Raw genomic sequence first — 20,966 nt, forward strand, 5'->3', positions numbered from 1 at the left:
AAATTGGTGCAGTCATGACCACCGCCCTGACGTTGCCGTCAGGGCTTTTTTGTTTTTACGTCAGGTGATTACAACCCTCAGCTCCGCGCGTGCGTTGCCGCGGCTTCGATCAGTTCGTCGGACGGGCGTTTTCCCGTGTAGAGCACAAACTGCTCGACGGCTTGCAATGCGGCGACTTCCGCGCCCGTGATGACCTTCTTACCGTGCTCGCGCCCGTAGCGGATAAGCGGCGTTTCGACCGGCAGGGCGACCACGTCAAAGACAATGCTGGCGCGGTCTATCACCTGAGTTTTAAACGCCAGCGAGTCCGCTTCCACCCCGCCTGCCATACCGATTGGCGTGACGTTCACGATCATATCGACGGCCAAATCACCGATATCGGCTTTCCATTGGTAACCGTATTCTTCAGCCAGCGCCCGGCCATTCGCTTCATTGCGCGCAATGATATAACCGGTTTTGAAACCGGCATCACGGATGGCCGCGACGACGGCTTTACCCATTCCGCCGCTGCCGCGCAGCGCAAACACCGCATCACGCGGAACTTTATGGCTGTCGAGCAGTTTGGCGACGGCAATATAGTCAGTGTTATAGGCGCGCAGGAAGCCGTCGTCGTTGACAATGGTATTCACGGACTGAATCGCCGTAGCGGAAGGATCCAGTTCATCCAGGAACGGAATGCAGGCTTCCTTAAACGGCATGGAGACCGCGCAGCCACGGATGCCCAGCGCACGGACACCTTTTACGGCGGCTTCGATATCTTGAGTGGTGAAGGCTTTATAGATGAAGTTCAGATCCAGCGCCTGGTAGAGGTAGTTATGAAAACGGGTACCGAAATTCCCGGGACGACCGGAAAGGGACATACATAACTGCGTGTCTTTATTGATTTCCCGACTCATTGCGTTCTCCTTTTAAGTGGGGCCGATAGTTTGCAGAGGTTGTTAAACCTTAGCTGAAACGATAAAACCCGACAATTATCGCGTTCCTTCTTCTTTCCGCCTGTTCAGCCATATTGAATAATATTGAAACCTTCTTCTGCTTCCGGCACGGCGAAATGGCGGGATATCAGTTCAAACTGTTCATCCGTGACCACAAAATCATGCAGGCCCGTCTGATTACGGGCATGCAACCGGGATTTGCACACCTCTGCGGGCACGTTCAGATAATGCAGGCAGTGGTTTGCGCCTGAATCCTTGATAATACTCATCATCCACTGCCGGTTTGCGCGGGTATTGGCCGGGAAATCGAGCACAACGGATATACCGGCTTTGAGCAATGAAACCACATGCGGTGCCATGGCATCTCTAAGCTTTGCCGTGCAGCGGACATAATCTTCGATTGTGCGCATTTCGTCTTTATATAACTGCGATAACCATCTGTCTTCGCTGATGATCACTGTCGCCGGTTGCCTGACCAGTTCAAGCGCAAGGGTCGATTTTCCTGATGCTATTTTGCCGCATAAAATATGCAGCATTGTCTGGTTTTCCAGCATGTTAAAACATCCCGTTGATTTCAGAATAAGGCGCTGCGTTTTCGAACATCGGCGTCATGGCGTCGTTATCTAAAAAACCGCTGACTAACCGTGCATTCACCGCCCACAAGGTTTGTGGCAGCCAGGAACCGGCACTGAGACGGCGCACGCCTGCGCAGGCGAGTTCTTGCAAGGGGGGAAGCCCCGGCCAGGCAGCAACGTTGAGCAATAATGCGCTGCGGTCAGTGATAGCGCGCATTTCACCGGTATCCGTTAATCCCAGTACAAAAAGCCCGTCAGCGCCGGCATTGCTGTAACCCTGTGCTCTTGTTATCACTTCGGCCACTTTGTTTTCCGCCGGGGCCAAATGACGGACATACACATCGGTACGCACGTTGATATACAGATCAGCCCCTTTGCGGGCACACGTTTCCCTGATTGCTGCAATTTTTCTGCACAGCAAGTCAGGCGCCCCGGCGCCGTCTTCTATATTAATACCGGCAATACCGGCATCGATCAAACGCGAAACGGTCAGGGCAATTTGGGCAGGGTCATCACTATAACCACCTTCAATATCCGCAGAAAGGGGCACCGAAATGATCCGCGCAATAGACGCTGCACGGGCAACGTATTCATCGACCGGCAGGGCGTTGCCGTCGCGATATCCCAGAGACCAGGCCACGCCTGCGCTGGTGGTGGCAATCGCCGCCGCGCCAAGGCTCTCTATCTGACGTGCGCTGCCCGCATCCCAGGCATTGGGTAATTTCAAAGGTTTATCTTGCAGATGAAGTTCACGAAATGCGGATTGAGAAAGCGTTTTCATAAAATATTCCTTAAAAAAGAAACATTCTAATCATGCTGAATTTTCTTGATAATAGCCTGAAATAACATTCATTGATTCTTTGTGAGCAATAATGAGCGAGCCTTCGCTGCACCTGGTGCAAACCTTTGTCGCTGTCGTTGAACATCATAGCTTTGCCCGCGCCGCCCATGCGCTCGGGGTGACACCTTCCTCTGTCAGCCGTTTTATCAGAACGCTGGAGCAGGAACTGGGCACCACACTGCTAAACCGGACAACGCGGGCGATGTCTTTGACTGAAACGGGAAAACGTTATTTTTCACAATGCAATCAGGCGCTGTTGCAACTGAAAAACGCCGCTGAAATGGCGCGTGATGAGCAGGATCTTCCGTATGGCCCGCTGGTGGTCAGTGCGCCCGTAGCGTTTGGCCACACGCATATTGTGCCTTACTTGCGTGAATTTCTGGCGGCTTATCCGCTGGTACAGCTGGATCTGCGTCTGACCGATGACTACGCTGATCTGGTTGCGGAAGGCATCATGCTGGCATTTCGTATTGGTCGTATGAAGGATTCCTCCCTGATTGTTCATAAGATGCTGGATAACCGGCGGATCCTGGTGGCTGCCCCGGCATATCTGGAAAAACACGGCGCGCCGCAGGTGCCGGAAGACCTTAATCAGCATGAATGTATTGTCTCCTCGGCCAGTCAGGACGGCGTGCTCTGGCGGTTATTTTCCGGCGGTGAAGAGCGCACGCTGGCACCCAAAGGGTCCGTTAAAGTCGATAATGCTGATGCGGCGCGGCGGCTTTGCATCGATGCCCATGGCATTGCATTTCATTCTGCGGTCACGATGGCCGCAGCGATTGAAGCGGGCAGCCTGATGCAGGTGCTACCGCAGTGGGCGGGGCGGGAAACCGGTGTTTATTGCGTGCGACCAAACCGGCATATCGGCCCGGCAGCCCAGGCGCTTCTCAGTTTTTTGTCATCACGCTGGCAGCACAAATGACGATCAGGCGACATCCGTTATACTTATCTGACAGGCAATGCGGAGGCTGATATGAATTTGGATCTTTTTGATCATCCCGATTTTCACCCGCACTGGCGTGAAGATCTTTTTCCCGGCGCAGTGGTGCTGCGTGGTGCGGCGCTTGAAAACGATACGGCGCTGCTGGCGGAGATCGACCGGATCGCCGGGCTGGTGCCGTTTCAGTATCGCGCGACGCCGGGCGGGTATGCGATGTCCGTAGCGATGACCAACTGCGGCGATGTCGGCTGGGTTACAGATGATGCCGGTTACCGCTATCAGGCGGTTTCCCCCGAAAGCCAGCAGCAGTGGCCAGCAATGCCGGAACTGTTTCGTGATATCGCGGTGAATGCCGCAGAGCAGGCCGGTTTCCCGGGGTTTAATCCGGATGCCTGCCTGATTAACCGCTATCAGCCGGGCGCAAAAATGAGCCTGCATCAGGATAAAGACGAGCATGACTTCGGGCAGCCGATTGTCTCGATTTCCCTCGGATTACCGGCGGTGTTTCAGTTCGGCGGGCTGGAACGTAATGACAAAACGCAGCGCATCACTCTGACGCATGGCGATATCGTGGTGTGGGGCGGCCCGTCGCGGCTGCGCTATCACGGCGTTTTACCGCTGAAAGCGGGCGAACATCCGCTGACCGGGCAGTACAGGTTTAACCTGACATTCCGGAAAGCGACATAGAATGGGGTGAACAGGCCGTAAAGCACAGGACTTTGTCCGCATTCTGCTTTACACTGCCGCCCTGAAAAAACTGACATGTTGAACGAATAATTACTTAGGCGGTAAGCGATGAACGGCGTAATCACAACCTGGTTTGAAGATAAAGGTTTCGGTTTTATCAAAGATGAAAACGGCGATAACCGTTATTTCCACGTGATTAAAGTCGCAAACCCTGAGCTGATTAAGAAAGATGCGGCAGTCACTTTTGAGCCAACCACCAATAACAAAGGCCTTTCCGCCTTTGCGGTTAAAGTGGAGCCTGAAAGCAAATACATCTTTATTGCCGGTGAGCGTATCAAAATCACCAGCATCAAATCTTTCCTGGCCTTCAACGAAGAAGTGCCGGTTGAAACCAAAATCGACAAAGAAAACGCCGTGCTTTCTGTCGGCCTGCTGATGAACCGTATCCGTCCGCAGGAAGAAGAGAAAAAAGCCGCAACGCGTACCATGAAAAAGCTGCTGATCACCACCTTCCAGAACAGCACCTATGTATTCACGGAAGATGAAATTGACGTGGACGCCACGATTAAAACGCTGAAAGCGTTATAAGATCTCAAAACCGGTGCGCATTCGTTGCACCGGTTCTGTTCTGCCCCTTTAGTACGTCACCGTCACCAATATCGTATCGCTGTAACTGCCCGCGGGCACGTTCGCCTGTGAGGCATTGACCGTCGCCGTGTAGGGAATACTTTGCGATAAACCGGTGCCTGTCAGTGACGCGTTGGTGGCTGCCGTCCAGACCGTGGTATCGGCTTTGAACAGCTGGTATTGCAGATAACTGGTCACAGAATTGACGGTCGAAGACATCTGCCGGTACTGCCCGTTGCTCGCATTGCTGCTGGCCAGGTTGACGGTGTATGTCGCGCTCAGCGTGCAGCGAACGCTCAGGGCATTTGAGGTCACGGAGGCGAAGCCTGCCGGAAATGCGGCAGAACCGAAGCTGACATTCGGGGCATTGTCGATATAACAATAATTGGTGACTATCAGCGTCACGGCGATGCTGGTTGTGGCCGTACCGTCGGTATACACGCAGGCACCTAACACGCCGATAAAGCAAATATGGTATGCCCAGTTAATGTTGATGCTATCCGTATAGGTGCCGGCCGCCAGATTCGAGCCGGTAGCGGTTTTCAGATACAGCGGCAGGCTGCCATCACTGGCGTTGAATAAGCCCAGCAGGCCCAGCAGCGTGGTGCTGCTCCAGGTTGTGGAAGACCCGACGTTAACCGGCACGTTGCATCCGTTGTCCTGACAGATGATGTAAGGCAGATACTGTTTTGTGGTGGCGTTATACAGCCGTGCGGTGGTACCTGTGGCATTGGTGGTTGAGGCGATGGTCGCCGTGACTGTGTTGGTGCTGAGCAGGGACAGCACGCTGCCGGAACAAACAAACCCGCTGGTCGCCGTGGCCATTTCAGACGTGGTACCGACGGTGAAGGAATTGTTGGATGTAAATGTGCCTGCGCCGGAAGAACTGGTACAGGCCGCCTGAGCCGCCTGAATGCTACCGAAAAGGGCACTAATCATCAGCAAACCGGAGAACACCCTGTAAATCCACTTACCCTTTCTGTTCATTTTTCTCTCCTGTGACTGCGCCATTGCGACACACCAGCGGCCCGACCTGCTCGATGCTATGTTTGTTCACGTTAAGGTCGAAGCCGATCCGGCAAAGTGAGCCGTCTTCCTGGCGAATACTCAGCATGTTGTGTGGCGTAAGGTTGCTGAAGTAGGCCAGACCGCCATAGCCGACGACGGTGGTTTGCTGGCTATTTTGCTCAGTGACGACCGTGCCCAATTTCAGTGGCTGGCCCTGAACATCCTGCAGGGTGATATTCGCTGACAGTACTTTCTTCACATGAAACTCCACCACAATGCCGCTGCTCTGGCGTACGGAAATTTTGTCGGAGACTTTGGTTGCCACCACATCGGCAGGCAACGGCAGCGTATCGATATCGACTTTGGCCGGATAATACGAGCTGACGGTTGGGATTAGCAGATGGCCGTTTTTATCGGTCACCCCCTGTTTCTGGTTTTCAAACATCACGGGGACACCGGCGTAATTGCCGGTATCAACCACGATAAAGGCGTCATTGATTTTGTCTGAGAGGAAGAAGTCATTCGCCATAAACACCACCGAACCGCTGAGATCGGCCCAGTTGGTGTACTTGCCGGTTGCACCATATATTCCCCCTTCAAGCGTGGCGTAGCGGGTTTTCCAGGTGGCATCTGCCTGCTGATAAGGATCTCTGCCGCCGGTATAGGCCAGATTCCAGCCCAGCCCGCCTTCGGTCGGTGCTGTTTTGCTGGCGCTGAGCTGTTCCTGATAGTTTCCTGCGCTGTCACGTTGCATGCCTGCCGTGACGCTGGCCCCTGAATCCAGCGGCACAATAAATTGCAGCTGTGCGCTATAACCGCTGTCGCTCAGCGTTTTGTTCAGTGATAAAAACATACTGCTTTGCCCCCACAGCGAGCGGCTGTAGGAGAAATTCAGCAGCCGGGTATGACTTTTGTCGTAAGCCTCTACGTCGTAATAGCCAATCCCGACGGTGCCGTTGGACGGGCCGAACGGCGAGGTGCTGAACGTCACCTGATCGGCCTGACGGCTCAGACGGGTGTCACTGGTGTAAGAAGTCAGGTCCTGAAATCCCGGGCTGCGGCTTGAGCGTAAAGCCGAGAGGCTGAAGCGGTTGGAATAATAGGAGTAACCGACCGTGTACTGATTGCCACTTTTTTTGTCGGTATCCCCGTCAGAATTGGGTGAGGCGCTGATCTGACCGCTATTATCGGGAATGCCGTTGGCATTAAAATTCGGATTTACGTTACTGTTATTGGCAGGCAAATCGCCGCTGTCCATTGGCGCACGATTAGCACGGCTCTGGCTGGCAGACAGGCTGAATGTTCCCCAATGGCCCACGGCAACATCCGCCCCCAGGCCGCCCAGCGCCAGCCCCTGCGTGGCCTCCGCGTGTGAGGAAAGGGTCAGATAGTTATTGATGCCGTAACGGTAAATGCCGCTGAACGCCGCGTCCGAGTAATCCCCGCTGGTGATGCCATAGTTTTGCCGCACGGCACCCAGCGACAGATCGAAATCGCTCAGCCCTTTGCGCAGCAATGTGTTCGAAACATAAAACGGCACGCTGGTAGAAACCTGCCTGCCTAAGGCATCGGTGGTCACAACCGTCGCCTCACCCGCGCCGTTAATGTAGGGCACATTTGTGAGGGTGAACGGGCCCGAATTCAGGTTATTACTGCTGGCCTTATACCCGTTGAGGAACAAATCGACCGTCGTTGGCACGGCGGCTGTCCCGCTGTATTGCAGCAAAGGATACGTCACCAGATCCGGCCGGACGCCGAAATCGCGGCTGATGCGAAGCCCCGCCATACGGGCTGAATTGCTCCAGGTCAGCGAGTTACTGACAAAATCCCCGACCTGATAGCTGACCAGCTGCTGCTCGTCGTTGTAGCGCCAGTAGGTGTCATAGCGCAGGTAGCCGCTTTGCGCCCCGGAGTCACTGCCGTTGCTGCCACCCAGATTCTCGCGCAGCGTGCCGGTATTGGTGAGGATCCCGACGCTGCTGAACAAACGCTGTTCCAGCCAGGTGGCCACCGAGCGCTGTCCTTCATACGGATCGGTATAATATGCGTCGTAGTTGAACAGCAAACCGGTACTGCTCTGAGAGGGCGTAAATCCGATCAGATTATCGCTGCTGACATCCTGCCTCGGCAGCCAGTCATCAGGAACCTGAATAACCATCTGCTGCACCGCAGCGTTGTAGGTGGCTTTCACGCCGGGCAGGGCGGAAACGTTCACTAACCCCTGATCCTGACCATTCGTGCGCACATGGTTTTTCGCCAGCACGCCGGACTCAATAAAATAAGCATTGTCACGATACAGCACCGGTACAACCTGATTGTCCGTCTGCCCGTTAACCACCAGCGACAGATAATAGGTGACATCCTGAACGGCCGGCGCGGCGCGCGGTGCATCCGGCAATGCCCCGTACTCATCCGCGAGCACGGCCACGGGAAATCCCGAGAGGCCGAGGCTTCCTGCGTAAATCAGGTACAGGCCGTACTCAGGACGGCAAGCACGTCTGATAAAAGTGGTCAGGCGCTGTAATGGCATTTTTTGCAACGGACCTTACTCTGCGCGTGGGATCACAATAGGCCGGGTGTTATCCGCAATTTGCGCGTTCAGTTGCCCGCCCGGAATAATCCCCGCAGGCACGGGCCAGCGCATTTCCTGGCCGGGCAACACGTATCCCATAAAACCGGCGACCATCGTTTTTACCCCTTGTCTGACGTTACCGCTGGCTGACCAGAACACATTGCTCAGACGGGCGTGAACCGTGCCGGTATTGCGTACTTTCAGAAACATTTTTCCTCCCTCTGTGTCGATACTCCATTTCAATACGGGTTTGGTTGCCGAAGCCGGATCACGCTTTACATCGGTGCGGTCGTTGGTCCAGAGCCCCTCACCATCGAGAAATAACGGCAGCAGATAGCGCATCTGCAATTGCAGCCCGACGACGGCTTTTTTCTGGCTTTCCGGTGCCGCATTCAGCGGAGAAGGGATCTCATCGACAATGATCCGAAACGCTTTTTCTGTCTTAGGTGGCACGGTCGTATTGCGGATTAAACGAATAAGCTGGCGCTGGCCCGGTGCGACAGTGGCAAATGGCGGGCTGGCGACCACGTCTGTCTGGGTGGCGTAGCGCTCATTAAAATTCTCCTGCTTCCAGGCCATCACCCGAACCTGAAGCGATACCGGATCCGCCCCGCGGTTTTCCAGCCACAGGGCCGAACCGTTCTGGTCAGATTCGATGATCTGATAGACCGGCCAAACCAGCACCGAACTGGCCGAAAAAGCCTGTGCGCTGAACAGCAGGGCGAGCAGAAGCAGCAGGTGAGAAACAAAGCGATTAAAGGGTTGTGTCATATTTCATATCCTGATGATTCAATAAGTTAACGTCACGGTCACCGTGTCGGTGTAAGTGCCCGCAGTGGGTGATGTCGTGAATGAAAGTAGCCGGGCGTAAACCGGGTAAGTTTGTGTTGTGGCGGGAAAACTGCTGATGCTCATTGCCTGCGTACCGGTCCCCCAGACCACGCTGTGCGCGGCGTTCTGGTAAAGCTGGTAAGCCAGCGTGGCGGTTGCGCCGCTGTTTGCCATATAACGTTGTGTGGCCGAGCCTCCGTGTATGCCATAGTCCATGGCTATCGAAACCGTCGCTCCGGGCGTGCAGGTCACGACGACGGAGCCGGCACCGGCGCTGCTGACAACGTCGACGTTGGCCGGCACAGAGGCAAAGGATCCAAAGTTAATGGTGCCGAGATTGGTTATCGGGCTGGCGAGTGAATTACCGAATGCACAACCGTTGGTGACGGTGGCGGTCACGGAAAAACTGGTCGTGGCAGTGGCCGCTTGCACGGCAGGCGTCAGGAGCAGGAACGCAATGGTCAGCGGGGTGAGGCAGCGTTCAGGCATCATGTGGCCCCGCTACCAGCTGACGGTAACATTGACCGTATCCGTATACGAGCCCGCGGCGGGCGTGGTTTGCGACGGCACACGGCCATAAACCGTATACCACTGATCGGCGCCGTTGCCCGTACCAGTCTGGCCGGTCGTGTTATCCCAAATGGTCGTGCGGCTGGCCGTGGTGTAGAGGTTGTACAAAATCGTCAGTGCGCTGTTGGTGGTATTGGCCATTTTGCGGCTGGCGACGGTGCCGCTGACGCCACCATCCATCAGTATTTTATAGCTCAGGCCGTTAACGCAGTTCACCCGGATGGAACCCGCAAGCTGTGAGCTGGCTGCGTTGATGGTGCTGGTAAGCGTGGCGTAGTTGCCGAAATTGAAAGTGCCGAAGGAAGTATTTCCGGACGTCGTTGTACCCGCCGCACAGGCAGGCAGTAAGGTTGCGGTTATCCCAATCGTCGCGGATTGAACGGACGGGATCGCCGCCTGAAATGACAGCGCTATCAGGGCTGGCAACAGCGGTACCTTGATGTCCATAACCTTTCCTTCCATGTATAAAATAAGTCGTACAGGGCCGTAGCAGGCCCTGACGCTTTAAGGCATTACCAGGAAAGTGTTGCGACTACGGTATCGTTATAGGTGCCCGCAGCGGGTGTTGTGCTGGTTTGGTCTGAAGGTAATACGCGCCCGTAAATCGGGATATTTTGCGCTGTGGTACCCGTTCCGAGGGTAACAGGCGTATTAATCGCGATTTCGGTGGTACGTGCGGCGTCAGAATAGAGGCGATAAGGAATGCTGTTGCCGCTGGAGGTCATGGTACGCACGCCTCCGGTGGCTGCCAGCCCGCCGTTGAGTGACAGCGTCGGGCTCAGGCCGGTGCTGCATGTCACGGTGACCGCGCTGGTCCCGTTGGCACCCAGGACGGTGCCGTTGATAACACTGGTCAGATCGGCATAGTTACCAAAATTCAGGGTACCCCACTGGTTGGTCCCCCCGGTTGCGGTACCATTGCCGACGGTACAACCCGTGCTGATGGTCAGCTGAACGCCCACTTGCCCTGTTAAGGTACCGGCCGCTTGTGCGCCTGTGGCTAATGTCAGCGTGACAGCCGCGAGAATTGCCAGTAATAAAGAATTTTTTTCGCCCATGATGACTCCCAATAACAACGTACACAGATGTGTATTCATGCAACGTGATTCCGGTTGCATGTGGAAATCCTCTGGTGGTTAATAATCAACGCTAAAAACTGCAAGAAAAGTTGGTAATAAACGGCATTCAGGCTGGGACTTATGTTTTTCAGCTACAACCGAAGACATCCCTGACCTTAAACACATGATGAAACACGCCGTTATGGTTAAATATAAGTTAATAAATTTACCTTAAGGGGATCTTTTCTGCATTTTCTCTAATAAGGATAAAAATTCTATAAATTAACTGTTATCAATTTTTTATTCTTATAATTTTGTTTTTGTGATGATTAGTGTCTTGTTAATCAAGTGTAAGGATGAGGTTTTTTAACCATTTTGACTGTGATGTTATTGGTTTTTCGTAAGGTAACTGTCCAACGGAGCTTCTGATGTTTTCTGATCCTGTCATGAATGATATGAACCGGCTGGCGCGTTTTCTCTCCTTCGACCAGACCGGGGGAAATGGGGTGACTGGTACGCCCTCTTTGCTGATCTTGCTGGGTAACGCGATTTTGCCCACCGCTGAAGCGGCGTTTCAGGCGCTGGCGCAGGGGCGCGTTGCACGCCTGCTGATTGCCGGTGGCATCGGGCATTCGACCCGTTTGCTGTATGACGCGGTGCAGCAGCACCCGGTTTACAGCAATATCGCCACCGAAGGCCGCAGTGAGGCGCAAGTGTTGTACGACATCGGCTTACAGCATTTCGGGCTTTCCCCGGAACATATCCTGCTGGAAACGGCGTCGACCAACTGCGGTGATAATGCGTTACAGGCGCGGCGTGTGCTTGAAGAGTACGGTGACCAGCATACGGACATTATCCTGACGCAGGATCCGCTGATGCAATTGCGTACCGACGCCAGTTTCCGCCACGTCTGGCGCGATCGCCCTGACGTCCGCTTCACGAGCTGGCCAGTTCTGGTGCCGGAACTGGTGCGCGAAGGCGAAAGCGTGAAATTTGCCGGAACCACACAGACCGGCCTGTGGACGCTGCCGCGCTTTATCTCCCTGCTGCTGGGCGAAATCCCGCGTCTGCGTAATGCGCCGGGAGGCTACGGCCCGCGCGGGGCGGGCTTTATTGCCGAAGTTGAAATACCGGCAGAGATTGAAGAAATTTATGCGCGGCTGCTGCGCCCGGTTCTTGAAGCCGGTTACGGCGACAGATCCTTCTGACAGACGGCGGTGGTTTCTGCCGTTTCCTGATGATTGCCGCGCAGCGCCAGCAAAACCACCAGCGCGGAAAACAGCGTAATACCCGTCAGGCACAGCAACAGCGGGTGCAGCGAGGCGGCATAAAGCGCCTGAAGCTGCGCAGTGCTGGCTTGCGGAATGAGCTGCTGCGCGACCGCCAGATTGCCGGTCGCCAGCCGCTGCGCCGCCTGACTGATTTCCCCGCCGGTAAATTGTGCCGCCAGCGCGTTATGAGTGAGTGCTGAGAGAATGGCGCCGACAATCGCCAGCGAAATCCCTTCACCGGCCACGCGCGTGGTGCTGAAAATTCCGGTCGCCATGCCTGCCCGTTCTTTTGGTACAACGCTGACTGAAAGCCCGTCCATCAAACCCCAGGGTAAACCCGTACCAACGCCGATGATCAGCATCGGCGCGATCATGCCCGCCAGATCCTGCGCCAGCACCGCTTTGCTGAGCCAGCCCAAACCGGCGGCGGCAATCACTAAGCCCGAAGTGCACAATATGCCTGCGGATATCCAGCGCGTCAGCCACGCGGCCAGCAGCGGCACGACCAGCATCGGCACCGAAAGCGCCATCATCATCAGCCCTGCACGCTCTTCGCTCAGCCCGGTGACGCCGATAAACAGCATTGGCAGTACCACCAGCAGCACCACAAAACAGAAACCGGTCGCCAGCGGCAGCGCCTGCACGCCGATAAAACGCACGTAGCGGAACAGCGATAAATCCAACATCGGGTTTTTCACGCGCAGCTCAACCGCCACGAAAATCCCCAGTAACACCGCCGCACCCGCCAGCATCGCCAGCACCTGCGGGCTGTTCAGGCCGGACTGCGGAATTTCCATCAGCGCCCAGGTCAGCAGCGCCAGCATGGCGGTAAACGACACCGTGCCCGGCCAGTCGATACCGGCGGCCTGCGGATTTCGCGTTTCGTGCATTTTCGACGTCCCGCTCAGCAGCGAAATCAGCGCGATGGCGGCGGCGGAGAAAAAGACCGAACGCCAGCCGAAATGCGCGATAAGCAATCCGGCCAGAAACGGCCCGAACGCCAGCCCGACGCCAAAACTGCTGCCCATCAGGCTGAACGCGCGGGTTCGCGCAGCGCCATCAAATTCCTGCGCCAGGGCCGCTGCACCGCCCGCCAGCGCACCGGCGGCGGCAATCCCCTGTGCGCCGCGCAGTAAATCAGTCCACAGCAAACTGCTGCTGAAGGCCTGTAACAGCGAAAGCAGGGCGAACAGTGAAACGCCGCTGATAAACACTTTTTTGCGCCCGATTTCATCGGCCAGCGCACCGGCCGCCATCAGAAAACAGCCGAATGTCAGCATGAAGGAATTGGTTATCCAGCTCAGCGCCTGCGCGCTGCCGCCGAGTTCACGGGCGATGGCGGGTGTGGCAACGGCACCGCTGACAAAATTGAGCGGCAGGATCACCGCCGCCAGGCAGACGGTGAACAAAACCCTGAGGTTGCCTGTGGCCTGTGTGGATGATGTGTTCATTGATTTCCCCAACGGAAAGAGTCGTGACATAGATGATAAAATGTCGGTAATCTTGCGGAAACAGGCTGTGAGTCCGATGATTAAGGACTAAAACGCTCGAATAGCGGGGGGAGTGAAGTGGAGAATCTGAACGGTTTGCTGGCGTTTGTCCGCGCGGCGCAAAGCCAGAGTTTTGCGGCGGCGGCTGAACGCATAGGCATTTCGGCGTCGGCGGTGGGGAAAAGCGTGGCGCGCCTGGAGGAAAAGCTCAACGTGCGGCTGTTTAACCGCAGCACGCGACGCATCAGCCTGACCGACGAAGGCCAGCTTTTTTTCGAACGCTGCCAGAATATCGTCACGCAGCTGGAAGAAGCCGAGCAGGAGCTGGTGCGGATTTCCGCCGTGCCGCGCGGCAAATTGCGCATCACCGCGCCGGCCATCGGTTACCGCATGCTGTTGCCGCATTTGCCGGAATTCCGCACCCGCTATCCCGACGTTGAGCTGGATCTGGATTTCAGTGACCGCATGGTGGACGTCATTGATGAAGGGTTTGATATTGCTATCCGCAGCGGCGAGCTGAACAGTTCGCAGATGATGTCGCGCCGTCTCGGGCCCTTCCGGTTTGCCATTGTCGGCAGCCCCGGTTATTTTGCCCAACACCCGGCTCCGCTGACGCCGGGCGATTTACGTCATCACGCCTGCCTGCGTTACCGGTTCCCGGGCAACGGGCAATGGCAGGCGTGGGAGCTGAGTGAAACGCCGGAGGAACTGCCGCTGGCGCTGAGCAGCAATAACATGGAATCGATACTTCAGGCGGCGGTGCAGGGGCTGGGGCTGGCGTATGTGCCGGAGTTTATCGTGCGCAATTATCTGGCCTCCGGTGAGCTTATTTCGGTGCTGGACAGCTTTCAGAAAGAAGGCGGCAAGTTCTCGGTGGTCTGGCCGAGCAGCCGCCATATGCTGCCTAAGGTGCGGGTATTTATTGATTTTCTGGCCAGTAAAAAAGTACTGGGATGATCACCGGCGATCCAGCCATTTGCCCGTTTCCGTCAGCGCCTGTTCCAGATTTTCGCGGCCAAAGCCAATACGCAGAAAATCTTCCGAAACCGGCGTCAGTTCAGAGGCGTAAGTCACGGAAGGAATGACCATCACCCCGGTTTCTTCCACCAGTGTGGTGGCGAATGCTTCTGCGCCTTCCGACCCCAGATAACGCGGAAACGCCAGCACACCGGCTTTTGGCACGGAAAGCCGGAACAGATGCGGATAGCGCGCCAGAAACTCTGTCAGCGCGGCGAGCTGGCTGCGCGAACGCGTCATGACTCGCTCAAGGATCGGCGCGCGGGCGTTGAGCGCAATCGTCGTCAGGAACTCGCCGGGCATGGAATTGCAGATCGACAGATACTGCTTCATGCGTTCGAGTTTCAGCATCCACGCGTCATCCTGACACGCCACCCAGCCGATACGCAGGCCGGGCAATCCGTAGGCTTTAGACGTCACATTCAGCGAGATCCCGCGTTCGTAAATATCGGCCAGCTGGGGCAGACGATCCGCCGGATCAAACTCAGTCAGCCGGTACACTTCATCGGAGAAAATCCAGATCCCGCGTGCGCGGCACATGTCCACCAGATCCGTGAGTTGCTGGTGGGAAATCAGAGCGCCGGTCGGGTTGTGCGGGAAGTTAATCGCCAGCACTTTGGTATTTTCACGCAGCGCAGCCCGCACTTTTTCCACGTCCAGCGCCCAGTCGTTGTTTTCATCGAGCGCCACGCCGGTGACGGAACAGCGCGACAGCGGCACGCTTTCCAGCGACTGATAATTGGGCGTGATCACGACCGCGTGATCGCCTGGTTCGAGCAGCATCTGAAAACTGGCATAAATCGCTTCGTCGGCACCGGCAAAACTGATGACCTGCTGCGGCGTAATGTGCCGGTACGTGGACGCGATGGCCTCGAGAAGTTCAGGCGTTCCGCGCAGCGGCGGGTAATCCAGCACGGTTTGCATGAAAGGCGCGCGGTGCTCGTTTCCCGCCAGTTCAAACAGCGTATCGATGCTCATTGATTCCGGATAAGAGGACGACAGCGGAAAACGGACGGCGTGTTCCAGCCGTGAGAGGTAGCTGATTAAACGAAAATCTTCTGGAAAGGACATGACGCACCCGTTAATAAAATTTGAACATCAGCGGCGCTGGCCCTGCGCAAAACGGCGCTCAAGGCGGCTTTGCAGCAGCTCTAAAACAATCGACATAATCCAGTATATCGCGGCTGCCGTCGCCAGCATTTCCATATAACGATAGGTGCTTCGCCCGTAGGATTGCGCGAGAAAATTCAGCTCCCACAGCCCCATCAGCGAGACCAGCGACGAGTCTTTCAGCATGGAAATAAACATCGAACCGGCGGGCGGAATAATAATGCGCAGCGCCTGCGGTGCGGTGACGTGAACCGCCACCGTCCAGCGCGAAACGCCGAGCGCCAGCGCGGCTTCCTGCTGGCCGCGCGGCACGGAAAGCACGCCGCTGCGGATGGTTTCCGCCAGATACGCGCCATAGTTCATCGACAGCGCGATAATGCCGGAGCTGAGCGCGCCGAGCACAATCCCGACCTGCGGCAGCGCCAGATAGATAATTAACACCTGAACCAGCAGCGGTGTACCGCGAAACAGCGAGGCGTAAAACGTCGCGCAGCCAAACGCCAGCGCGTTTTTGGACATCCGCCCGAGCGCGGTGATCAGGCCAATCAGCAGACAGAAAAACATCGAGCAGGCGGTGATCATAATGGTCAGCGCCGCGCCCTGAATAAAGCCGTCCGGCGACAGACGCAGCCCGAGCAGGAACGGCAATTTCTGACCGATCAGGCTCCAGTCCAGCCCCATTTTACTGAAAGTGCCGAGCAGCAGGCTGAGCAGAATCAGCCACGTCAGCCCGGTTTTAAATTTAAACGCGTGCGCGTGGTGCCAGCGTTCCGGGGTTTCCACCTTCGGCTGGCTGTCCGGGATTTGTGGCATCACGGTACCTCGTGCGTAATATCTTCACCCAGCCAGTGCTGGGAAATTTTGGCCAGCGTGCCGTCGTCGCGCAGCGATTTAATCGTGTCTGCGACTTTCTTATCCCATTCGGCGTCGCCTTTGTCCGTCGCCACCCAGTTCGGTTCGGCGTACAGCTCGGTGACAATTTTGAACACCGGCGCACGCTTGATGCGGGCATTGGCGGTGGCTAAATCAGACACCACGCCGTCCAGACGCACGCCCGGCCCTAACGCCAGATTCTGGAACGCCACCTCTTCGTCACTTGGGATCACCTGCACGTTATCAAACGGGAAGTTCAGCGGTTTTGTGCCCGGAATAACCAGCGCCTTTTGCAGGTACGTTTCATAGGTCGAACCGATGCCGACACCGATTTTCTTATTGCTCAGATCCGCTGCGGATTTGATGCGGTCATCTTTCTTATTCACCACCAGCACCGCCGGAGAGTTGTAGTACGGCGTCGGGAAATCCAGCACTTTGGCGCGCTCGGTATTTGGCGTCATCGAGCAGATACAGGTATCCCAGCGCCCCTGCCATTTACCGCCGACAATCGTTTCCCAGCCCGGCGCAATAATTTCCAGCTTCACGCCCATGCGCTGTGCCACGGCTTTGGCGACATCCACGTCAAAACCCGCCAGCTGATTATTGTCATCAATAAAGCCGAAAGGCGGATAGTCATTGACGATGGCATTGCGCAAAACGCCGGTTTTGGTCACGCGATCGAGCGTCGACCCGGCAAAGGTGGTGGCAGAAAACAACGTGGAGGCCAGCAGGGTCAGGGCAACGAACGAAGTGCGCATAAGCAAAGTTTCCTTAAACGTAACCAAATTGGGGGAATATTGTGAAAACCTACACTAAGTTTTAGACGTATAGAAGTCCAAGGTGCGCCTTTTTGGACTTACAGTGAACTCTGCCGAAAATCCCCCGAAATACAGCGTATTACTTCAATCGCTAAGTCAGTAATTAGCTTAGCAATCCCGCGCCGACGTTAATGGAAAACCCGAGAATAGCCAGATTGAAGACGAAGGAAATCACCGACTGTAACAACGCAATCTGCCGCATATCGGTGGTACCGGTCGCCACGTCAGCGGTTTGCGACGCCACGGCAATGGTGAAAGAGAAGTAGAGAAAATCCCAGTAACCGGGTTCGTCGGGCTTTTCCGGGAAGATCATTGGCGTGCAGTCTTTGCTGCGCCGCAGATAGTGATGATGTGCGTAATGCATGGCGAACGACGTGGGCAGCAGCGCCCAGGAGGCAATCAGCGTGGTGGCGGTCAGCAGAATGTGCAACGCCCGCGCGCTGCCGGTGAGATCTTTAAGCGACCCGAGCTCCATCAGGATCGCCAGAATGCTCACCAGACAGGTCAGCGTCACCAGCGTCAGCACGATGCTGGCACTTTCATCCTGCGTTTTGGCGATGTGCGGAATATCTTTCGGCTCAGTGCGCAACATCCGCAGCCACAGGAAAAACAAATACAGCCACGCCAGTACGTTCCAGCCAATCATCAGACGCTGCAAAATCCCGAGATGGGCGGGAAGGGTGAAAAAACAAACCAGCCCGGCGATGATAGAAATCACCAGCCGGGAACGGGCATGCAGGTAATGGCGAAGGGAAAGGCTCATGGTGTCAGGCGCTTTGCGAAAAGGAATGGATACGTTAAGGGTAGACGCAGATGGCAGGCTTGTAATGGCGGCAATTTTTACTTCTTTACCTTTGCGCAATTTCTTCCAATACCCGGTTTCGCGGGAGTGATTTAGTAGGTTGTCTCCATTGCGCTTAAGGGTCTGAAACTATGTTTACAACGTCATTTTGGCCAACTGCGGCGGCATATCAGGTTTCAATGATGGATCTGGATGCTCCGGAAAACTTGAGCCCTAAAGCTCTGCAAATCATTCATTATTGTCTGCGACTGACGGAAGCGATCAATCAGCTGGAACCAGCCTGTGAAAGCCGTTTGCTGGATGCGCTGCGCGAAGAAATGTCGATTCAGTGTTTTCGTTTAGCGCCGCTGTTTGACGATCCTGATACCCGGCGCGGGCTGTTTTTACGGGCGGAAATGCTGGCGGATGAGAGCTGCGGGAAGAGCGTTCTGCCGCAGATTGCCGGTCTGAGCGAGCAGCAACTGGTACTCGGTATCGGCAGCACGTCGACGTGGGTCGGAAAATCCAAACAAAGCTTTTACTCTTCGTGGTTTGGCGAACCCGCACCGATGTTGCAGGAAATCTCAGACGTGATGGACGGCCTGTTTCCTGAAAGCTTGCTGTATCTGCAAAAGGAAATCGCTGCTGATTTGCTGGCGATGCCCGGCTGTGCGTACAAAATTATCAACCTGTTTGGCATTGCCGGTGAGGCCAATACCTATCCGAAGCATTTCGCGTATTTCTTCCCGGAAGACGAGGGGCTGAAGTATTCACCGGTGAAACGCACGGTGGTTTTCGCCAACACCTATCTGCAACTGTTTGAGCTGTTTTCGCGCACCGAAGCGGTGAAAATGGGCTGGCCGGAAGACCGGCTGCCGGACAGCCGCGTGTGCCAGCGCTATCTCATCGCCTGGTTTCGCGGTCACGATCTCGGGCATTCGCTGGTGCGCAACGAGAACGTCTTCCCGAAACTCAGCAAGATTGATCGCTGGGGATCGATGATGGTGCAGGAAGCGCTGGCCGATCAGTTTGGCCTGCTGATGTGCCTCACGCCGCAGGTGGCCGATGGTCTGCAACTCGACCGCACCGTGCTGGCGCGGATCTACTTCCTTGAAATGCTGCGCTATCTGCGTCGTGGCCCGTCGGAATATCCGGACGCCGGTGCGGCCTGGATCCAGTTTAACTATTTGCGCGAACACGGCTGCATTGAGATGACGGCTGATTCTATTGAATTCCACCCTGAGCTTTTTTACGTCCAAATGGCGGATCTGACCCGGCTGATGAGCGAAGAACTGCTGGGCGGTGACGTGGAACGGGCGAAAAGTTTCATGCAGGAACGTTGCCCGCATACCCATCCGGAGGATGTCAGCGTGCTGATGGCGCGCCTGGGCACCACCAATGACATGATTGAATACAACCAGTTAATCAAGAGAGTTCCGCTATGATGCCGTTTTCAAATGGATTTTTGCTCAGCCTGTCGCTATGTCTGGACATCGGGATTGCCAATATCGCCATGATTACGCTGGCGATGCAACGCGGCTATTTTCATGGATTCTGGCTGGGGATCGGCACCTGCATCGGCGATCTGATTTACGCCGTGCTGGCGCTGGCAGGGATGACGCTGTTGCTGCAATACCAGAGTGTGCGCTGGGTGTTGTGGGTCGGCGGCTCGCTGATGCTGATGTGGTTTACCTACAAAATGATCCGCGCGGCGCTGGCTCCGGCGGGCGATCTGAACTCCGGCGATAACGGGCAACCGCGTTCGGTTATGCGCAACTTCGGTCGTGGCGTGTTGCTGGCGATGTCCTCTCCGACGGCGATCCTGTGGTTTGCCGCCGTCGGCGGGGCGCTGATTTCCCGCATGGGGCAGGGCGGCACAGTGGAAGCGTCGTGGTTCCTGAGCGGATTCTTTATCGCCGGTGTGTTCTGGACGATCGTGCTGTGCTGCGTCGGCAGCTGGGGCGGAAAAATGCTCGGCACCAGAATGCTGAAATACTCTTACGTGGCGTCGGCGGCGATATTCTCGTACTTCGCGCTGTACGTGGTGATCACCGGCTACCGCGAATTTATCGTATAACCGCCTGGCTGTGCGTTCCGTGCAGCGACAGTGAATAAAGATGGGGCGTGATCCCCATCATTTTGCGGAACGTATTGATGAAATGGCTTTGATCGTAAAAGCCCAGACGGATTGCCACGTCCAGCGCGTTATTGTTTTTGCGCAGCTGGTTGCGGGCTTCGAGCAGCCGCAGCTGCATATGGTATTGCAGCGGCGGCATGCCGATATGCTGGCGGAAAAGCCGGACAAAATGGAATTTACTCAGCCCGCTGATTTGCGCCAGCGTATCGAGATGAATTTTGCGCGTCAGGTGCTCGCGCATAAAATCCAGCGCCAGCGTGATGGGGCGCAGCGACTGCTCCTGCTCTTTTGCCGGTTCCTCCAGCAGCGCGCCGAGCAGCCACAGCAGATTCTGTTCCTGATCTTCATCATTGAGCGTGCGTTTGTAATGGCACAGTGCGGAAAACAGCGCGGGATTACTCAGAACGCCTTCGGTCAGCACCGGCGCGTGGTGGTCTGAACGCAGATTATGATCGACAGACACCTGACGCAGCAACGCCTGCGGAATATGCACGCTGAGGAACTCGACCTTTTCATCGCCGAACAGCGAGGACTGCACCGTTGACGGGTTATAAATCGTGATATCGCCGCCGCGCACCAGCTCAGTTTTACCGTGCAGCCAGATTTCTTCCGTGCCGGTGAGGTTGGCGCTGATGACGTATTCGTCGTGGGTGTGACGCGGAAACGATGAATTACTCGCGGTCAGATGCGAGCATTCAATGTCGTTAGCCATCGTCCATTCAGAAATAGAAAGAGACACGTCACCCCCATAAATCATTGCTGAGCGAAAAAAAACGAACCAACCCTTTTTCTTATGCAAAATTTATAGCACAAACCTTTAACACT

22 protein-coding genes are annotated in these 20,966 nt (G+C 55.7%); 7 read left to right on the top strand and 15 right to left on the bottom strand.

From position 1 onward, the window contains the following. Positions 1 to 77: 77 nt before the first annotated feature. From CWS43_RS02335 to CWS43_RS02345, 3 genes are all read right to left on the bottom strand, one after another. The gene (locus CWS43_RS02335) at positions 78 to 896 is read right to left on the bottom strand and encodes a shikimate 5-dehydrogenase (RefSeq protein ID WP_101075246.1); all 819 of its coding nucleotides are present in this window, start codon (positions 894 to 896) and stop codon (positions 78 to 80) included. A gap of 104 nt (positions 897 to 1,000) precedes the next feature. Further along, complete coding sequence (locus tag CWS43_RS02340; protein ID WP_232776616.1) at positions 1,001 to 1,471, bottom strand: ATP-binding protein; 471 nt, start codon at positions 1,469 to 1,471, stop codon at positions 1,001 to 1,003. A 19-nt stretch (positions 1,472 to 1,490) separates the two neighbouring features. Further along, positions 1,491 to 2,291: an isocitrate lyase/phosphoenolpyruvate mutase family protein gene (locus CWS43_RS02345; protein WP_101075248.1), complete on the bottom strand. Its 801-nt coding sequence runs from the start codon at positions 2,289 to 2,291 to the stop codon at positions 1,491 to 1,493. Between the two features lie 91 nt (positions 2,292 to 2,382). Between CWS43_RS02345 and CWS43_RS02350 the strand changes: the two genes are divergently transcribed. The 3 genes from CWS43_RS02350 to CWS43_RS02360 all read left to right on the top strand — a co-directional run bounded on the left by CWS43_RS02350 (position 2,383) and on the right by CWS43_RS02360 (position 4,566). Continuing rightward, entirely contained in the window at positions 2,383 to 3,273 is an 891-nt protein-coding gene (locus tag CWS43_RS02350) for a LysR family transcriptional regulator (RefSeq protein WP_101075249.1), read from the top strand. A 51-nt stretch (positions 3,274 to 3,324) separates the two neighbouring features. Further along, a complete protein-coding gene (alkB, locus tag CWS43_RS02355; protein WP_101075250.1) occupies positions 3,325 to 3,978 on the top strand; it encodes a DNA oxidative demethylase AlkB in 654 nt (217 codons plus the stop codon). A gap of 108 nt (positions 3,979 to 4,086) precedes the next feature. Continuing rightward, positions 4,087 to 4,566 (top strand): cold-shock protein, encoded by a 480-nt coding sequence (locus tag CWS43_RS02360; RefSeq protein WP_101075251.1) that lies wholly within the window; start codon positions 4,087 to 4,089, stop codon positions 4,564 to 4,566. A gap of 48 nt (positions 4,567 to 4,614) precedes the next feature. Here CWS43_RS02360 and CWS43_RS02365 read toward each other — a convergent pair whose 3' ends face one another. The 6 genes from CWS43_RS02365 to CWS43_RS02395 form a co-directional block, all read right to left on the bottom strand. Then, on the bottom strand, positions 4,615 to 5,592 hold the full coding sequence (locus CWS43_RS02365) for a spore coat protein U domain-containing protein (protein ID WP_101075252.1): 978 nt from the start codon (positions 5,590 to 5,592) through the stop codon (positions 4,615 to 4,617). Next, positions 5,576 to 8,143: a fimbria/pilus outer membrane usher protein gene (locus CWS43_RS27475; protein ID WP_232776618.1), complete on the bottom strand. Its 2,568-nt coding sequence runs from the start codon at positions 8,141 to 8,143 to the stop codon at positions 5,576 to 5,578. The genes CWS43_RS02365 and CWS43_RS27475 overlap by 17 nt, the downstream gene beginning before the upstream one ends. Before the next feature lie 15 nt (positions 8,144 to 8,158). Then, positions 8,159 to 8,956 carry a molecular chaperone gene (locus CWS43_RS02380; protein WP_101075253.1) on the bottom strand — a complete coding sequence of 266 codons (798 nt, stop codon included), beginning with the start codon at positions 8,954 to 8,956 and terminating at the stop codon, positions 8,159 to 8,161. Between the two features lie 18 nt (positions 8,957 to 8,974). Next, entirely contained in the window at positions 8,975 to 9,505 is a 531-nt protein-coding gene (locus CWS43_RS02385) for a spore coat U domain-containing protein (RefSeq protein WP_101075254.1), read from the bottom strand. Between the two features lie 12 nt (positions 9,506 to 9,517). Further along, positions 9,518 to 10,033, bottom strand: coding sequence for a spore coat U domain-containing protein (locus CWS43_RS02390; RefSeq protein ID WP_101075255.1), 516 nt, complete (start codon positions 10,031 to 10,033; stop codon positions 9,518 to 9,520). A gap of 65 nt (positions 10,034 to 10,098) precedes the next feature. Further along, complete coding sequence (locus CWS43_RS02395) at positions 10,099 to 10,704, bottom strand: spore coat U domain-containing protein (RefSeq protein ID WP_232776624.1); 606 nt, start codon at positions 10,702 to 10,704, stop codon at positions 10,099 to 10,101. Between the two features lie 368 nt (positions 10,705 to 11,072). On the opposite strand from CWS43_RS02395, the gene CWS43_RS02400 reads away from it, so the two are divergent. Continuing rightward, complete coding sequence (locus CWS43_RS02400) at positions 11,073 to 11,852, top strand: YdcF family protein (RefSeq protein WP_101075256.1); 780 nt, start codon at positions 11,073 to 11,075, stop codon at positions 11,850 to 11,852. On the opposite strand, the gene CWS43_RS02405 is transcribed toward CWS43_RS02400, so the two are convergent. Continuing rightward, a complete protein-coding gene (locus CWS43_RS02405) occupies positions 11,831 to 13,366 on the bottom strand; it encodes an MFS transporter (protein ID WP_101075257.1) in 1,536 nt (511 codons plus the stop codon). The two genes, CWS43_RS02400 and CWS43_RS02405, sit on opposite strands and share 22 nt — an antisense overlap. Before the next feature lie 117 nt (positions 13,367 to 13,483). Between CWS43_RS02405 and CWS43_RS02410 the strand changes: the two genes are divergently transcribed. After that, positions 13,484 to 14,362: a LysR substrate-binding domain-containing protein gene (locus CWS43_RS02410; protein WP_101075258.1), complete on the top strand. Its 879-nt coding sequence runs from the start codon at positions 13,484 to 13,486 to the stop codon at positions 14,360 to 14,362. On the opposite strand, the gene CWS43_RS02415 is transcribed toward CWS43_RS02410, so the two are convergent. The 4 genes from CWS43_RS02415 to CWS43_RS02430 all read right to left on the bottom strand — a co-directional run bounded on the left by CWS43_RS02415 (position 14,363) and on the right by CWS43_RS02430 (position 17,986). Next, a complete protein-coding gene (locus tag CWS43_RS02415; RefSeq protein ID WP_101075259.1) occupies positions 14,363 to 15,493 on the bottom strand; it encodes an aminotransferase class I/II-fold pyridoxal phosphate-dependent enzyme in 1,131 nt (376 codons plus the stop codon). Positions 15,494 to 15,520: 27 nt separating this feature from the next. Then, positions 15,521 to 16,345 (bottom strand): amino acid ABC transporter permease, encoded by an 825-nt coding sequence (locus CWS43_RS02420; RefSeq protein ID WP_101075260.1) that lies wholly within the window; start codon positions 16,343 to 16,345, stop codon positions 15,521 to 15,523. Beyond that, positions 16,345 to 17,163, bottom strand: coding sequence for a transporter substrate-binding domain-containing protein (locus CWS43_RS02425; protein WP_101075261.1), 819 nt, complete (start codon positions 17,161 to 17,163; stop codon positions 16,345 to 16,347). Before CWS43_RS02425 ends, CWS43_RS02420 begins: the two co-directional genes overlap by 1 nt. A 163-nt stretch (positions 17,164 to 17,326) precedes the next feature. Then, the gene (locus CWS43_RS02430) at positions 17,327 to 17,986 is read right to left on the bottom strand and encodes a DUF1345 domain-containing protein (RefSeq protein WP_101075780.1); all 660 of its coding nucleotides are present in this window, start codon (positions 17,984 to 17,986) and stop codon (positions 17,327 to 17,329) included. Between the two features lie 170 nt (positions 17,987 to 18,156). On the opposite strand from CWS43_RS02430, the gene CWS43_RS02435 reads away from it, so the two are divergent. After that, entirely contained in the window at positions 18,157 to 19,449 is a 1,293-nt protein-coding gene (locus CWS43_RS02435) for a hypothetical protein (protein WP_101075262.1), read from the top strand. Beyond that, entirely contained in the window at positions 19,446 to 20,081 is a 636-nt protein-coding gene (locus CWS43_RS02440) for a LysE family translocator (protein ID WP_101075263.1), read from the top strand. The genes CWS43_RS02435 and CWS43_RS02440 overlap by 4 nt, the downstream gene beginning before the upstream one ends. Here the strand turns inward: CWS43_RS02440 and CWS43_RS02445 are convergent. Beyond that, entirely contained in the window at positions 20,071 to 20,880 is an 810-nt protein-coding gene (locus tag CWS43_RS02445; RefSeq protein ID WP_101075781.1) for an AraC family transcriptional regulator, read from the bottom strand. The genes CWS43_RS02440 and CWS43_RS02445 overlap by 11 nt on opposite strands. Between the last annotated feature and the right edge of the window lie 86 nt (positions 20,881 to 20,966).

It is taken from the genome of Rahnella sp. AA (genome assembly GCF_002834385.1).
Taxonomy (GTDB): domain Bacteria; phylum Pseudomonadota; class Gammaproteobacteria; order Enterobacterales; family Enterobacteriaceae; genus Rahnella.

Bases quoted from the DNA above. Each gene is read 5' to 3' on its own strand.
- CWS43_RS02435 (WP_101075262.1), top strand. From the start codon at position 18,157: ATGTTTACAACGTCATTTTGGCCAACTGCGGCGGCATATCAGGTTTCA.
- CWS43_RS02420 (WP_101075260.1), bottom strand. From the start codon at position 16,345: ATGCCACAAATCCCGGACAGCCAGCCGAAGGTGGAAACCCCGGAACGC.
- CWS43_RS02335 (WP_101075246.1), bottom strand. From the start codon at position 896: ATGAGTCGGGAAATCAATAAAGACACGCAGTTATGTATGTCCCTTTCC.
- CWS43_RS02350 (WP_101075249.1), top strand. From the start codon at position 2,383: ATGAGCGAGCCTTCGCTGCACCTGGTGCAAACCTTTGTCGCTGTCGTT.
- CWS43_RS02390 (WP_101075255.1), bottom strand. From the start codon at position 10,033: ATGGACATCAAGGTACCGCTGTTGCCAGCCCTGATAGCGCTGTCATTT.
- CWS43_RS02380 (WP_101075253.1), bottom strand. From the start codon at position 8,956: ATGACACAACCCTTTAATCGCTTTGTTTCTCACCTGCTGCTTCTGCTC.
- CWS43_RS02440 (WP_101075263.1), top strand. From the start codon at position 19,446: ATGATGCCGTTTTCAAATGGATTTTTGCTCAGCCTGTCGCTATGTCTG.
- CWS43_RS02365 (WP_101075252.1), bottom strand. From the start codon at position 5,592: ATGAACAGAAAGGGTAAGTGGATTTACAGGGTGTTCTCCGGTTTGCTG.
- CWS43_RS02385 (WP_101075254.1), bottom strand. From the start codon at position 9,505: ATGCCTGAACGCTGCCTCACCCCGCTGACCATTGCGTTCCTGCTCCTG.
- CWS43_RS02395 (WP_232776624.1), bottom strand. From the start codon at position 10,704: ATGCAACCGGAATCACGTTGCATGAATACACATCTGTGTACGTTGTTA.
- CWS43_RS02430 (WP_101075780.1), bottom strand. From the start codon at position 17,986: ATGAGCCTTTCCCTTCGCCATTACCTGCATGCCCGTTCCCGGCTGGTG.
- CWS43_RS27475 (WP_232776618.1), bottom strand. From the start codon at position 8,143: ATGCCATTACAGCGCCTGACCACTTTTATCAGACGTGCTTGCCGTCCT.
- CWS43_RS02360 (WP_101075251.1), top strand. From the start codon at position 4,087: ATGAACGGCGTAATCACAACCTGGTTTGAAGATAAAGGTTTCGGTTTT.
- CWS43_RS02340 (WP_232776616.1), bottom strand. From the start codon at position 1,471: ATGCTGCATATTTTATGCGGCAAAATAGCATCAGGAAAATCGACCCTT.
- CWS43_RS02405 (WP_101075257.1), bottom strand. From the start codon at position 13,366: ATGAACACATCATCCACACAGGCCACAGGCAACCTCAGGGTTTTGTTC.
- CWS43_RS02415 (WP_101075259.1), bottom strand. From the start codon at position 15,493: ATGTCCTTTCCAGAAGATTTTCGTTTAATCAGCTACCTCTCACGGCTG.
- CWS43_RS02345 (WP_101075248.1), bottom strand. From the start codon at position 2,291: ATGAAAACGCTTTCTCAATCCGCATTTCGTGAACTTCATCTGCAAGAT.
- CWS43_RS02425 (WP_101075261.1), bottom strand. From the start codon at position 17,163: ATGCGCACTTCGTTCGTTGCCCTGACCCTGCTGGCCTCCACGTTGTTT.
- CWS43_RS02400 (WP_101075256.1), top strand. From the start codon at position 11,073: ATGTTTTCTGATCCTGTCATGAATGATATGAACCGGCTGGCGCGTTTT.
- alkB (WP_101075250.1), top strand. From the start codon at position 3,325: ATGAATTTGGATCTTTTTGATCATCCCGATTTTCACCCGCACTGGCGT.